This is a genomic window from Actinomyces sp. oral taxon 849 str. F0330 (assembly GCF_000239715.1).
Classification (GTDB): domain Bacteria; phylum Actinomycetota; class Actinomycetes; order Actinomycetales; family Actinomycetaceae; genus Actinomyces; species Actinomyces johnsonii.
The window spans coordinates 43,149-55,608 of sequence record NZ_JH470357.1; the positions used below are offsets into that span (position 1 = coordinate 43,149).

The 12,460-nt window shown below is 69.8% G+C and carries 14 protein-coding genes and 1 tRNA gene; 3 read left to right on the forward strand and 12 right to left on the reverse strand.

Going from position 1 to position 12,460, the window contains the following annotated elements; all coding sequences use genetic code 11:
• Positions 1-503, forward strand: a 503-nt coding sequence (locus HMPREF0975_RS11725; protein ID WP_009234401.1) for a 3'-5' exonuclease, incomplete at its 5' end; no start/stop codon positions are given.
• Positions 504-826: 323 nt separating this feature from the next.
• Here the strand turns inward: HMPREF0975_RS11725 and HMPREF0975_RS11730 are convergent.
• The 3 genes from HMPREF0975_RS11730 to HMPREF0975_RS16850 form a co-directional block, all read right to left on the reverse strand.
• Positions 827-1,954, reverse strand: coding sequence for a hypothetical protein (locus tag HMPREF0975_RS11730; protein WP_009234402.1), 1,128 nt, complete (start codon positions 1,952-1,954; stop codon positions 827-829).
• The gene (gene dcd / locus HMPREF0975_RS11735) at positions 1,951-2,586 is read right to left on the reverse strand and encodes a dCTP deaminase (protein ID WP_009234403.1); all 636 of its coding nucleotides are present in this window, start codon (positions 2,584-2,586) and stop codon (positions 1,951-1,953) included. The genes HMPREF0975_RS11730 and dcd overlap by 4 nt, the downstream gene beginning before the upstream one ends.
• A gap of 123 nt (positions 2,587-2,709) precedes the next feature.
• Entirely contained in the window at positions 2,710-3,201 is a 492-nt protein-coding gene (locus HMPREF0975_RS16850; protein WP_009234404.1) for a TM2 domain-containing protein, read from the reverse strand.
• A 200-nt stretch (positions 3,202-3,401) separates the two neighbouring features.
• Between HMPREF0975_RS16850 and HMPREF0975_RS11745 the strand changes: the two genes are divergently transcribed.
• Both HMPREF0975_RS11745 and HMPREF0975_RS11750 read left to right on the forward strand, forming a co-directional pair.
• A tRNA-Gly gene (locus HMPREF0975_RS11745) sits at positions 3,402-3,475 on the forward strand.
• 266 nt (positions 3,476-3,741) lie between these two features.
• A complete protein-coding gene (locus tag HMPREF0975_RS11750; protein WP_049939895.1) occupies positions 3,742-4,218 on the forward strand; it encodes an OsmC family protein in 477 nt (158 codons plus the stop codon).
• Between the two features lie 167 nt (positions 4,219-4,385).
• Here HMPREF0975_RS11750 and HMPREF0975_RS11755 read toward each other — a convergent pair whose 3' ends face one another.
• The 9 genes from HMPREF0975_RS11755 to HMPREF0975_RS11795 form a co-directional block, all read right to left on the reverse strand.
• Positions 4,386-5,603: a sugar ABC transporter substrate-binding protein gene (locus HMPREF0975_RS11755; RefSeq protein WP_009234406.1), complete on the reverse strand. Its 1,218-nt coding sequence runs from the start codon at positions 5,601-5,603 to the stop codon at positions 4,386-4,388.
• A gap of 188 nt (positions 5,604-5,791) precedes the next feature.
• Entirely contained in the window at positions 5,792-6,499 is a 708-nt protein-coding gene (locus HMPREF0975_RS11760; RefSeq protein ID WP_009234407.1) for a M50 family metallopeptidase, read from the reverse strand.
• A gap of 54 nt (positions 6,500-6,553) precedes the next feature.
• Entirely contained in the window at positions 6,554-7,246 is a 693-nt protein-coding gene (locus tag HMPREF0975_RS11765) for a TetR/AcrR family transcriptional regulator (RefSeq protein WP_009234408.1), read from the reverse strand.
• An 80-nt stretch (positions 7,247-7,326) separates the two neighbouring features.
• Entirely contained in the window at positions 7,327-7,824 is a 498-nt protein-coding gene (locus HMPREF0975_RS11770; protein ID WP_009234409.1) for an NUDIX domain-containing protein, read from the reverse strand.
• On the reverse strand, positions 7,821-8,837 hold the full coding sequence (locus tag HMPREF0975_RS11775) for a hypothetical protein (RefSeq protein ID WP_009234410.1): 1,017 nt from the start codon (positions 8,835-8,837) through the stop codon (positions 7,821-7,823). The genes HMPREF0975_RS11770 and HMPREF0975_RS11775 overlap by 4 nt, the downstream gene beginning before the upstream one ends.
• Positions 8,834-9,937 (reverse strand): vWA domain-containing protein, encoded by a 1,104-nt coding sequence (locus HMPREF0975_RS11780; protein WP_009234411.1) that lies wholly within the window; start codon positions 9,935-9,937, stop codon positions 8,834-8,836. The genes HMPREF0975_RS11775 and HMPREF0975_RS11780 overlap by 4 nt, the downstream gene beginning before the upstream one ends.
• The gene (locus HMPREF0975_RS11785; protein ID WP_232212526.1) at positions 9,934-11,040 is read right to left on the reverse strand and encodes a VWA domain-containing protein; all 1,107 of its coding nucleotides are present in this window, start codon (positions 11,038-11,040) and stop codon (positions 9,934-9,936) included. The genes HMPREF0975_RS11780 and HMPREF0975_RS11785 overlap by 4 nt, the downstream gene beginning before the upstream one ends.
• Positions 11,040-11,561 carry a hypothetical protein gene (locus tag HMPREF0975_RS11790; RefSeq protein ID WP_009234413.1) on the reverse strand — a complete coding sequence of 174 codons (522 nt, stop codon included), beginning with the start codon at positions 11,559-11,561 and terminating at the stop codon, positions 11,040-11,042. Before HMPREF0975_RS11790 ends, HMPREF0975_RS11785 begins: the two co-directional genes overlap by 1 nt.
• A 3-nt stretch (positions 11,562-11,564) precedes the next feature.
• Positions 11,565-12,460, reverse strand: an 896-nt coding sequence (locus tag HMPREF0975_RS11795) for a DUF58 domain-containing protein (RefSeq protein WP_009234414.1), incomplete at its 5' end; no start/stop codon positions are given.

Genomic DNA, 12,460 nt, shown 5'->3' on the forward strand with positions numbered 1-12,460 from the left:
AGGAGCTCATCGGGGCGCCCGGCCTCGACGACGTCGCCGACCTGCTCGTGGCCGACCTGGCTGGGCGGGCGGTCGTGGCCCACAACGCCCGCTTCGACGTCGGCTTCCTCACCCAGGCTCTGGGGACGCGGGGGCTGCTGGACCGCGGCGCGCGGGTGCCGCGGGTGTGCACGATGGAATGGGCGCGCTATTTCATGACGACGCCGTCGCGTCGACTGACCACCTGCTGCGAGGTGGCGGGGGTGGAGATCGGCCGTCACCACAACGCGCTGGACGACGCCCTGGCCGCAGCCGGACTCCTGCGCCACTACCTGTCGGTGGGGGCGCAGCGGGGCGAGGAGCAGGTGGCCTGGGTGCGGGCCCTGATCGAGGCCCGGCGCTTCACCGGCTGGCACTGGGACGCCCGGCGGGCGCAGACCGGCGCTGAGCGGCTGACGGCCCGTACCACACCCGGCACCGAGCGGGCCCGGCCCGAACCCGAGTCTTCGGGGTCACGTCAGTAGGCGCCCGGACTGCGAATGATGGTTGAGCTATAGGTCTTGTTCCAATCCTGCAGCCCGGGACGAGCCGTCGTGCCACGCTGGCCCGCTCGGAACAAGGACCAGCAGACCAGGCGTGGTCGCGCTGCGCCAGCCCTGATCGGGGACGTACTTTTCCCACGAGGACTGCGTTTTCCTGCAGACAACTGGAGTACGGCCTCAGTCGTCTGCGGGAGAAGTACGTTCCGGACGGAAAACGCAGTTCCCAATCCGCTTGGTCGGCCCCCCCACGCCACCGTCCCTTCCACGGGCCGTGCGGCGCCCGCACCGCTTCCTGGCGAGACCTCTCAGGCCTCCTGGGCTTCCTCGCCCAGGGAGACGAGGAAGCCGTCGTCGTCCACGGCCACCCCGGAGACGGCGGAGACCAGGACGGTGGCGAGTTCCTCGACCAGGTCCCGGGCCGTCTGACGCTCGCGGCGCCGGGAGCGAGAGACCACCTCGGAATAGGCGTCGGCCTGATCCTTGGGAATCCAGCGCAGGTCGTAGGACAGGACCGCCCCGCGCGCCCACGGCTCGCCGCGCACGGCCAGCGGCAGCCCGTCGGTGGCGCCGGCGCGCACCTCGATGCGTCCCCAGCCCTCGTGCTCGGGATCGACCGGTGTCACGACCGCGTAGCCGTCGCGCAGCTCCTCGATGACGTTGCCGGTGGCGGCGGCGACGATCTCCTGGCGCATCATGTCCTGGCGAACCTTCTCCGATCCGCGCCAGGCCTTCTCGAAGACCTCCGGGCCGATGCGCTCGACGAGCTGCTCCAGCTGCTCCGGATCGATGGCATCCAGTCCTACGGCGCCCCTGGGCTGGACGGCCTCCAGGGCGGTGGTGAGATCTGGGGCCACGGGCCGCAGAACGGCCACCAGGTCCTCCGGACCGAGCCATACCGGTGCGTAGACCGTCAGGGAGGCGGAGACCTCGGGGCTGGGCTCGAACAGGACCGGGGCCTCCCCATCCCCTCCGGGGATGAGCCTCAGCGCACCAGCCAGGCGCCGGGCGATGGCGCGCAGGCGCGTGAGGGCCACCAGTTCCGCCCCCGTGGGCTGCCCCTTGGGGAAGGCGTCCGAGAGCGGGTCCAGGCCGGCCAGCTCCGGCGGCAGGGCGCCGGCGCGGATGTGGGGACAGTCCAGAATCATCAGCTGCGTGGTCCACTCCGGTGCCCCGATGAGGCCCCGCATCTCGGCGTCGACCTGCCAGGGCCCCAGTAGGGATGCCCCCGGGAAGAGTTGCAGGCTGGAGACCCCCACCCAGCCGGCCTGGAGGTCCTGGGACAGAGCCAGAGCCTCGACCTCATCGGGAGCGACGTCGTCGGCCAGGAGCAGGACGTGGTTGGTGTCCAGCAAGCCGACCGGAAGCATGGAGGAGGCCGTGAAGGTGCCGGTATCGGCGGGCAGTGAGACGGCGAGGTCGGTCGAGTCGCTCATACGTGCTTCTCCTGGGGGGCGGGGCCGGTGCCGTCGGCGGGGATCGCCGGGGCGTCGGGGATACGGGTGCGGTGGAAGGACTGGTGAGAGCGCGAGGCCGTCGGTCCGCGCTGCCCCTGGTAGCGCGAGCCGGTGGCGCCCGAGCCGTAGGGGGCCTGGGCGGAGCTGGACAGGCGGAAGAAGCACAGCTGCCCCACCTTCATACCCGGCCAGAGCTTGATGGGCATGGTGGCCGTGTTGGACAGCTCCAAGGTGACGTGCCCGGTGAAGCCGGGGTCGATGAATCCGGCGGTGGAGTGGGTCAGCAGCCCCAGGCGCCCCAGGCTCGACTTGCCCTCCAGACGGGCTGCGACGTCGTCGGGCAGGGTGATGCGCTCGTAGGAGGCACCCAGGACGAACTCGCCGGGGTGCAGAACGAAGGGATCGTCGGCCCCGACGTCGATCAGGTGGGTGAGTCCCTCCTGATCGGCGGCCGGATCGATGACCGGGTAGCGGTGGTTGTCGAAGAGCCGGAACCAGCGGTCCAGGCGCACGTCGATCGAGGCCGGCTGAATCATCTCGGGGTCGTAGGGGTCCAGGACGACCCGGCCCGCGTCGAGCTCGGTGCGGATATCGCGGTCTGAGAGCAGCACGGGCCCGATTGTGCCAGGTCAGTAGGGCGAAAGAACAACTGGCGGAGAGTCACATGCCCTCGAGCCGTCCGGGCCCCGAGCGGCGGGCCGGATCCGAGCGGGCAGACGGGTCGTCGCCGGCCTTCAGCCGCTCAGCGGTACGCCGGTGGCGTCGACGCCCCACGGCGGCTCGCCCGGGCGGGCCGTCAGGATGAGAATCCCTTCGATGAAGGCCCAGATCGCGATCGGAACACCCAGGAATCCGCAGCTGAGGACCGAGCCCAGGAGTTGAATAAGCCCCTTGCTCGTGTATCCGAGATAGAAGTTGTGGATCCCGAAAGTTCCGAGGAACAGCGCCAGGATGCCGGCGGCCACCTTCGACTTGCCCGGGTAGGTCGGCGGACCGTAACCGGGGTAGGGCCCGTATCCGGGTGGTGCGCCGTATCCGGGACCGTAGCCCGGCGGTGGACCGTAGCCGCCCTGCTGGCCGTATCCCGGCTGCGCGTCGAAACCGGGCTGCCCGGCGTAGGGCGGGTACTCACCACCCGGGTACTCCCCCTCGGTGGGACCCGGAGGAAGCGCCGGCACATCCGGCTGAGAACCCATGGGATCGTAGGGATTGGTTGGATAGCTCATGTATTCACCGCGCGCCTTGAGAAGTCCGGGAACGGCTGCGAGTGTAGCGGACACGATCCCGCCGGGACGGGCTGTACGTCGTGGACCCGCCACAGAACCGGAACCGAGACGGCGAGCGGGGCTGAGATCGATTTGCGTAGACGGCCGGAGTCTGGGTTAGACTTCCGCACGCACCTGGGGCGCACGTCCACTGGTGCCACGCGGGTGTAGTTCAATGGTAGAACTTCAGCTTCCCAAGCTGACAGCGCGGGTTCGATTCCCGTCACCCGCTCCATCTGCACGTCACTCTGGACACAAGGATTCCTGGCCTGGCCGGGAGGTGTCCGGGGTGGCGTTCTTGCTGTTCCAGGACGGTCGTGGTGGAGATGACATCAGTGCGGGCTCCTCGGGACGAGGGATTGATGAAGCGCCACTCGTCGTCACGACGGGCCCGCCCCCACCCCAGCGATACGCCACCCCTGTCCAACCACCCCAGACACCCTCACCCACCGACTTCGCCGCCCCCTGGACGGCTGATCGGCTCATCCCTATACTTTTTGTGTGCCAGATCACGAATATTCCGTATGCGTGGAGTGGACAGGCAACCTGGGTAGGGGCACGTCCGGATACCGCGCCTACTCACGCGACCATGACGTCCGGGGGATCACCGCCGACCTGCCGGTGATCCCCGGATCAGCAGATCCTGCGTTCCGAGGGGACGCCGACAGGTGGAACCCGGAACAGCTCCTGCTCGCCTCGCTCTCGCAGTGCCACATGCTGTGGTACCTCCACCTCGCAGCAGACGCGGGCGTCACCGTCACCGCGTACTCAGACACCCCTACCGGCATCATGGTCGAACGCCCAGGCGGAGCTGGGGAGTTCACTTCAGCAACCCTTCACCCCGCAGTGACCATTGCTCCCGGCAGTGATCCTGAGCGTGCAGCCGCACTGCACGACCGAGCCGCCGAGTACTGCTTCATTGCCCGATCAGTGCGCTTCCCAGTCCATCACGAAGCCGTCATCACAACTGAGCAATAGGAGAAGAGGGCGGGAACGTTGGGTCCTGTTGCGATTGTCCGGATAGAGGCCGCTTCTCACCAGTCGCTGACGTCACAGTGAGATCCGGCGAGATCTCTTGCTCCTGCGCTCTGTGCCTGCCCTGTCGGGGCGGTTCCGACGTCGTCAGCCGGCGCCGCCCCGCGACATCAGGACAGGATGGCCTGCAGGTTCACCTGTGCGCTGTTCAGGATGCCGGCGGGGTCTCCCCCAGCCAGGCCCGGCAGCTCGTTGTCGAAGGTGGCGACGATGTCGGAGACACCGGAGGCGGACGGCACGGCCTGGGAGTACTCGACGCCGGCCAGGAAGGCCGCCTGGTCGGCGTGCTTGCCCTTCCAGGTCTCTCCAGCGGACTTGCTGGCGGGCACGGTGCCCGCCGCAGCGGCCAGGGTCACCTGCCGCTCGGCGGCGGTGAGGTACTCCACGAGCTTGATGGCGTCGGCCTTGTGCTTGGAGGCCTCGACCACGCCGTAGAAGGTGGGGAACTGCAGGGTCCCCTTGCCGCCGCTGCCGGCCGGCAGCTCGACAACCGTGTAGGAGACGCCCGAGTAGGCATCGGCCAGGGTCTTCACCGTGGTCTCCGACTCCACCACCATGGCGGCCTGCCCTTGGCCGAAGGCGTCCGCGGCCGATCCGGCGGGCAGGTCTGAGCCCCAGGCGGCCGAGCCGGAGGACAGGAGGTTCTTAACCTCGGTCAGTCCCGCGACCGACCCTTCGGAGGAGGCGGTCGCCTGCGTGCCGTCGGCGCTGGTCAGTCCCCCACCGCCCTGGATCATGAAGGCGCCCGCGCGCTCATAGGAGGCGTCCAGGGTCAGGCCGACGACGCCTCCGGAGGTGAGCGCGGCGGCCACCTGGTCGAGCTGCTCCCAGGTGGTCGGATAGTTCGACTCGCCCAGCCCCGCCGCCTGCCACAGCGAGGTGTTGATGAACAGGGCGAGCGTGGAGACGTCCCTGGGCGCCGCGTTGAGCTTGTCCTGCCTGGTGGCACTCGTCAGCAGGGCGGGGTGGGCGTCCTTCACGGCGGGCGAGTCCTTGTCCCAGGCGTGCAGGGAGCCGGCGTAGCTGGACAGCTGCGCCGGGTTGAGGACGACGACGTCGACGGTCGGACCGGAGCTGATTCCACGGGCGAGCTCCTGGGAGATGTCGGAGACGGTCTTGACGTCCACCTCCACCTTGGTCTCCTTGGTGAATGCCTCCACCGCCTTGACCAGTTCCTCCGAGGCGGCCTCGCCGGCGTCGGAGACGATGAGCGCCATCTTCCCCTCCTCCGTGGCCTCATCCTGGGACTTCGACGAGCAGGCGGCCAGCGTGGCCGAGGCGGCCAGCCCCAGGGCGGTCAGGCCAAGCGTCCGGCGGGTCAGCATCATGTGTTCTCCTTGGGGGAATCCCGGAGCGTCCGGGAGCGGGATGGGCCCTGGTCACCGGCTCCGCGCGGGAGCGCGCAGCGTGCGACGTCGGGTGGGGGACGGCGGGACGGGCCACCGCGGCTCGTCGTCACCAAGACGAAGAGTAGGCTACGTCGCCCGACCTTCCCGACCGTGGGACCGACCCCATCTCACAGCAGATCGCGTACGACCAGAACGACGGCGCCAGTGGCCGCCGCATCGACCAGGAACCACGTCACCAGCCACAGCGCCGCGGGCGTGCCGGTCAACCTGGCCAGGGTGCGGTGATCCTGCTCCGGCTCGCGCGAGACGGCGACGTCGCGCAGGGAGTCCCAGGCCCCGACGATGAGAGCCAGGCCGACCCCGGAGGCGACACCGGCTCGCCAGGCCCCGCCCCACCACCACAGCGCCCCGGTCAGCAACCCGACCAGCAGCACCAGGCCTGCCGTACGAATCGAGCGGGACATCACCAGCAGGACCGCCAGAATCACCAGGCCCATCACGAGCACCGCGCTCGCCCAGCCGTGAAGCGCCAGGAGCACGACGGCGGCGCCCAGGGCCGCGGGGGCCGGGTAGCCGGCCCAGGTCGTCAGAACCCGGCCGGGCCCGTCTGGCTTGCCGGCGGTGACGGCGTGCCCGGACAGGTCCCGACTCACGACGAAACCGAGGAAGCGCCGTCCCACCATGAGACCGACGGCGGCGTGCCCGGCCTCATGGACGATCGTCACCAGAGTGCGGCCCCAGCGGCGGGCGGGGGCCCAGGCCAGGACGATGACGAGGATCGCCAGCGCCGGCCACAGCACGCCGGGTTCCAGGCCGACGCCGTCGAAGGGGCGCGCCGGCAGGTCGTTCCAGAAATCGGTCCAGCTCAGGTTCACGGGCGAAAGTCTGCCAGGCCCACCCGCGCCCGCGGCAGCGCTCGGCGCACGCTGTCAGCCAACCGCGGTGTGATGAAGCGAACCGGGGTCACCGGCCCCGTCCAGCGGCTCGGTGGCATGGGGACGGGCAATGGTCGGGACGGCGTGAGCCGGCCTGCGGGCCCCTACCGCCCGCAGCACGAAGGCGTCCAGGCTCTCCAGGTAGGCCCGGCGCCTTTCCGGGTCGGTGGGGGTCGGGCGCCCGCCCATGACGGTGGCGTGGATGAGGGGGATGACCTGCTCGGGCTCCTGGGCGGGAATGAGCCCCTGGTCCATGGCGTCGGTGAGGATCGAGGAGAGCATCTGGGCCAGCAGCGCGCCGTGGGCCCGCAGGCGGCCGGCGGTCCCGCGCGAGACCGAGTCGGCCAGCGGCCCCGACGTCGGGAAGTGGAAGTGGCGGGCGATGAGGGCCTGCTGACGCACATAGATGCGCAGGCGGTCGATCGGGTCCTGCGTCCCGGCCAGCGCCCGGGAGAGCTCCTCGGCGTAGCGTCCAGCCTCATGCTCCATGAAGGCCAGGAGGAGGTCCTCCTTGTCCGCGAAGTGGTTGTAGACGGCCGTGCGTCCCACGCCCGCGTGGTTGGCCACGTCGGACAGGGTGATCTTGTCGAAGCTGCGCCGGCTCATGAGCTCGGAGAGCGCTTGGAACAGGGCGTTCCGCGTGCGCTCGCGGTGCTCGACCAGTGAGGAACCCAGAATCTTCGGCATGAGGTCACCCTAACCTAGGAGATGACGCGAATGATAGAAGTGTCAGGAAAACGGGGCGTTGGCGGCGACGCCCGACCACCTCAGCGCCCCAGTGCCGTCACAAGCGCCTCGATGATCGGCAAGTCGGCGGGCAGCCACGGCAGCTGACGCACCTGATTGGGCGGGTCCAGGCTCACCCACTCCAGTCTCTCGTGATCGGCGCCCGCCCGCCCCCGGTCCCCGACCCGGGTCGGCTCGGCCAGCCACACACGCATCCTGAAGCCGTGCATGACGGGCCAGGCCGGGGCGTCATCACCCGCTCCGCCGCACGGCGGGGCAGGGACAGCCAGTTCCCCCGGAGGGACGAGCTCGGCGCCCAGGCGCGCGCTCAGACCGATCTCCTCGTCCAGCTCGCGGACCAGGGCCTCGGTAGGCCGTTCTGCGGGCTCGACCTTGCCCCCGGGAAGCTCGAACTGTCCCGCGTGCTCGGGCGGGTAGGAGCGGGCCGCGCACAGCAGCGCCGTCGGACACTCCAGGCAGTCCAGGACCGCGGCCGCCACCACGAGTCGGGAGGGACGCCCCTCATCGAAGTCGCTCACCAGGGCTTGCCCCCTGAATCGCCGCCGCCGGGTTTCTCGGTGGCGCCCGAGCCGCCGTTGTTGCGGTCGCGCAGGCGCTTGGCCCGGTCGTCGACCGGGGTCGGAGTCGACTGGGCGCTCGGGGAGCCGGAGGAGGTCTCGCCCGGCGAGCTCGATGCCGACGCCGACGGGTCGGAGCTGGGGGTGGCACTGGGGTCCGAGCTGGGGGTGGAGCTCGGATCGGAGCTGGGGGTCGAGCTCGGGTCACTGGAGGAGCTGGCCGACGGGTCGGAGCTGGGGGTGGTACTGGGGTCCGAGCTGGGCGTCGCCGACGGATTCGGGCTCTGGGAGGGATCTTGTTCGGGCGGGGGCGGAACCTCGCAGGTGTCGGCGGCCTTCTTAGCGGCCTCGACGTGCTCGGTCACCGAGGTGGAGTTGCCGCTCTCCTGGGCCTTGGCGGCCAGTGAGATGTGCGCGACGTACAGGTTGGTGCGAACCATGCACTCCGGGGAGCCGGTCTGCTTCGCCTTCGTCTGGGGGTCGGTCCGCGCAGCCGGCGCCTTGCTCAAGGCCCGGTTGAGGGTGGTGACCGCGGAGGTCGGGTCGTCCGCGGCGAGTTGGCCGGTCCCCAGGTTGAAGTCGACGCGCCACTGCTCCAGCCAGGGATTGATCCTGGCCACCAGGCGGTAGCGGGACAGTGCCGTGTCGTAGTGCCCGGCGGCCACCGCGCGGTTGCCGGACAGCGAGATGAGGAAGATCGACCCGAGCCACAGGGAGATGATGGTGGCCAGCACCGCCGGTACCCCGCCGATCTTGAGGAGTCGACGGCGTCGGCTCAGGCGGGCCTCGCGCCGTCGGGGATCCTCGGGGCCGGAGGGGTCCTGGGCGGATGGGGTCGAGTCCGGCTCCTGGAGGTAGGGGGACGCCTGGTCCGCAGCGGCATCGGTGGTCCCCGGCATGTTGTCGGAGCCGGGCGGGGGGCCGCCCTGCTCTTGACCGAAGCCCTCGCCAGGGGGGTTTCCCGTCGTCATCATCTTCCCCTTCCCACGAGGAGCCGCAGGCGACGGTCGGTTCGAATGAGGTCGATGATCTCCCACAGCAGCAGGCCGAAGGCGATGATTCCCAAGGGCCAGGTCAGGTACACCCGGGCGTTCGTCTTGGCCCGTCCGTCGGAGGTGACGGCCTCGATGTCCAAGTTGGTGAACTTGCTCGTCGGGTCGTCGCCCGACCCGCCGGTGCGGTGGTAGTAGGGCAGTCCCATGGCCGAGGCCACGCTCTGGAGCTCATCGGCATCGATCTTCGACACCGCCGGCTGTCCGCCCTCGCCGTCGGCGATGTAGTCGGACTGGGTGTGTTCGCCGGTGGAGGCCGAGCCGTCGTAGCTGCGCATCTTTCCGCCCTCGGTGGTTCCGTAGCCCAGCACCGCGCCTCCGTCGACGAGTCCGGACAGGGACTGCCAGGAGATGCCCGCGTTCTCGGCCTCCTGGGCGCCGCGGCCGTCATCGGTGGCTTCGCCGTCGGAGAAGATGTAGACGAGGCGGATGTTCTTGGACCCGGACTGGTGGGACTGGGTCAGGGCCAGGCCCAGCACCGGCAGCGCTACCTCCAGCGAGGAGCCGGTGGCATGGCCGGTGACCTCCTGCTTGAGCGAGCCGATCCAGGAGTCGACGGCGTTGGTGTCGTGGGTCAGTGGCAGCTCCGTGGCCGCGGTGTTGTCCAGGGCGATGATGGAGAAGCGCGAGTCCGGGAAGGCCTCCCGGATGGCGCGCATGTCGGAGCGCACCCCGTCCAGCCTGGTGGAGGCGGCCTGATCGACGCCGTCGGGCCCCTTGCCCTGGTAGTCCTCTGCGGCCATGGACCCGGTGCGGTCCACCACCATGTAGATCTCCACATTGGAGACGCTGATCGCCTCGCTGCCGCGGATCGCCGGTCCCGCCATCGCCAGCGCCACGACGACGACGATGGCCAGGCGCCGCCACCAGGCCCTGCGGGCAACCGGCTCGGCGGCGTCTCGGATGAGGCGGCGGCGGGAGACGACCAGCAGGGCCGCCAGGGCCGCCGTCACGAGCAGGACGAGGGGCCACCAGGTGACCGGGATGAATGCGAAGTCTCCAATGACGGGTACTGGCCTCATGCTCGCCTCCAGGTGGTCAGCCCCAGATAGCCCAGGAGCACGAGGGAGAGGACGATGACGAACGTCTGGGGGACGTCCGTGCGGCGGGTCTGCTTCCGGCCCCCGAGCGCGTTGACCTCGGTCTTCTCCAGCTCCTTGACGATATTTCCCCCGGTACCGGAGTCCTCGACGTCGTAGAAGCGGCCATTGCCCTGCTCCTCGGAGACGGTCTTGAGCTCCTCGCGGGACTCCTCGGGGCTCTGGTCGAGCTGGTACTGGTAGGACTGATCGTCATCGGCGCCGTAGATGGAGAACAGGCGGATTTTGCGCTCCGCCAGGAGATCGACGGCGTCGGGGAGCGAGTAGATCTGCTCCTTGTCGGGGTCGATGACTTGGTTGTCGGTGGCGAAGATGATGGAGCGGGAGCGCTCCAGGCCCTGGTTGTCGAAGGCCTGCGCACAGGAGGCGAGTCCGTCGCCGGCCAGGGAGGAACCGTTGATGCTCTTGTTCTGGGTCCCGCCGAAGGCCGCGTCGTACCGGAGGGCCTGCTTGTAGGTCGCGTTCTGCGGGTCGATGTCCAGGACCTCGCCCAGCTCGTCCATCTGCTGGCGCAGCAGCTCGTAGTCGTCCGTGAGCGGGACGATAGTCTGCGCCGCGGAGTTCCAGGCCACGAGTCCCACGCGTTCACCGTCGAAGTCCTCCAGGATGTCGGAGAAGGTCTTCAGCACGGAGGAGTCGATCCTCACCATCGACGTCGACACGTCCAGGCACAGGACGATGTCGCGGTTGGCCAGTGCGTCGGAGCGCTCGGTGACGCGCACGGGGCGCCCGGCGATGGCCGAAGCGCTCAGCAGGCAAGCGGCCAGCAGAACCGCCAGGCCGGCGTGCAACCAGCGCTGAGCCCGAATGCGGGAGCGCACCGCGGGCAGCTGGAACAGGCTCGCCGAGTTGGCCAGACGCCGCGGAAGCTCCACGGTCCGCTGCCCCTCCCGGCGTCTCCAGGGCAGCTGCAGGCGCTTGCGGGGATGGGAAGCGAGCCGCCCGTCGGAACGACGGTCGACGACGAAGACCGCGATGACCGCCGCCACGGCGATGACGACAAGAATGATGAACAGCCAGGGCATCACCATTGTGTGACCACCTCCCGCGCAAGGTTCAGGGCCTCCTCCGCGGCGGACTCCGGCTCACGGTCGAAGGAGGGCTGCTCCCACACGGCGAGCAGCTCGCCGACGTGCCCCAGGGGGTTGGTGTCCAGGGGACGGCCCGCCTGGCGCACGCTGCGCCGGCGCTCCTCCACCGAGCGAGGGCCGGCGGTATCGGCCATGTCCAGGATCTCCGAGACCGTGGCGGTGGTGATCTCCTCGCCGCTGCGGGCCTCGGCAAAACCGCGCAGCAGCGCCGCCAGCTCCAAGTGCAGCTCGCGCAGGTCCAGCTCGCCGCCTTCCCAGCGCTGGGCGATCTCTGTGAGGCGATCACCCCACTGGCGGCGTTCACGAGGCGCCATCGGGATGTCTCCGACTTCTCGGGAGGTGTCCCTGCGAGTCACCAGGAAGGTGCGCAGCAGCCAGGCGCTCACCAGGAGGATCCCGATGATCATCACGATGACCATCCATATCGGCATGAGAACCGGGGGCCATATCTGCACGGGTCACCGCCTCCCTCTGGCCACGGCTGCGCGCTCGCGCTGGAGGAGCTCGGCGATGGAGTCGATGAGGGTCTCCTCGGAGGAGACGACGCCGTATTCCAGGTGCCGGGCGTCGAGCACCTGCTCGACGCCAGCGCGCCACTGCTCGCGCACCACGGCGGCCTGAGCCGCCAGGTACTTGTCGGCGCGCAGGAAGGCGGGGATCTCGAAGGGCAGGTCGATGTCCCGCCCACGGCCGCCCTCCGGACGCAGCGGGTCGTCGTCCTCGATCTGCACGATGATCACCTCGTGCTGGATCGACAGGCGCCGCAGCCAGGTAGCGGCGTCGGGACCGGGGTGGGCGGTGTCGGTGATGAGGACGACCAGGCTGCGACGACGGTGCCAGGTGCTCACCCTCTCCATGAGGCGCGGCAGACTGGAGGAGGGTGCTCCGGGCGCCAGCTCGAACACGCCCTCGGGCGCCCCGGTCACGGGCACGTCGAGGTCCTCGAAGGTGCGGGCCAGCAGGGTCAGCAGGGTCTCGACGTGCTTGGCCCCCGAGCGCGCCGGGCGCGAGATCATCCGGCCGGCGTCCCCGGCCACGAGCGCCACCGAGTCGCCGCGCATCCGGGCAAGGTAGGCGAAGACCTCGGCGACCCCCAGGGCAAGGTCGCGCTTGTCCTCCCCCGAGGGGGCCATCGCAGCCATGGTCCGGCCCGTGTCCACGGCCAGAACCAGCGGCATCATGGACTCGCGCTGGTAGCGCTTGATGACCGGCTGGCCCAGGCGGGCCGAGGACTTCCAGTCGATGTCGGAAATGTCGTCTCCGGGCCGGTAGAAGGACATGTCGTCGAAGTCCTGCCCGCGCCCGACGAAGACCGACTTGTGGCGCCCGTCGAGCAGCCCCGTGGCCCGCCGCA

What these genes read in the sequence shown, in the direction of transcription:
- HMPREF0975_RS11775 (WP_009234410.1), bottom strand. Translation starts at nt 8,837, where the DNA reads ATGATGACGACGGGAAACCCCCCTGGCGAGGGCTTCGGTCAAGAGCAG.
- HMPREF0975_RS11785 (WP_232212526.1), bottom strand. Translation starts at nt 11,040, where the DNA reads ATGCCCTGGCTGTTCATCATTCTTGTCGTCATCGCCGTGGCGGCGGTC.
- HMPREF0975_RS16850 (WP_009234404.1), bottom strand. Translation starts at nt 3,201, where the DNA reads ATGAGCTATCCAACCAATCCCTACGATCCCATGGGTTCTCAGCCGGAT.
- HMPREF0975_RS11755 (WP_009234406.1), bottom strand. Translation starts at nt 5,603, where the DNA reads ATGATGCTGACCCGCCGGACGCTTGGCCTGACCGCCCTGGGGCTGGCC.
- HMPREF0975_RS11780 (WP_009234411.1), bottom strand. Translation starts at nt 9,937, where the DNA reads ATGAGGCCAGTACCCGTCATTGGAGACTTCGCATTCATCCCGGTCACC.
- HMPREF0975_RS11765 (WP_009234408.1), bottom strand. Translation starts at nt 7,246, where the DNA reads ATGCCGAAGATTCTGGGTTCCTCACTGGTCGAGCACCGCGAGCGCACG.
- HMPREF0975_RS11730 (WP_009234402.1), bottom strand. Translation starts at nt 1,954, where the DNA reads ATGAGCGACTCGACCGACCTCGCCGTCTCACTGCCCGCCGATACCGGC.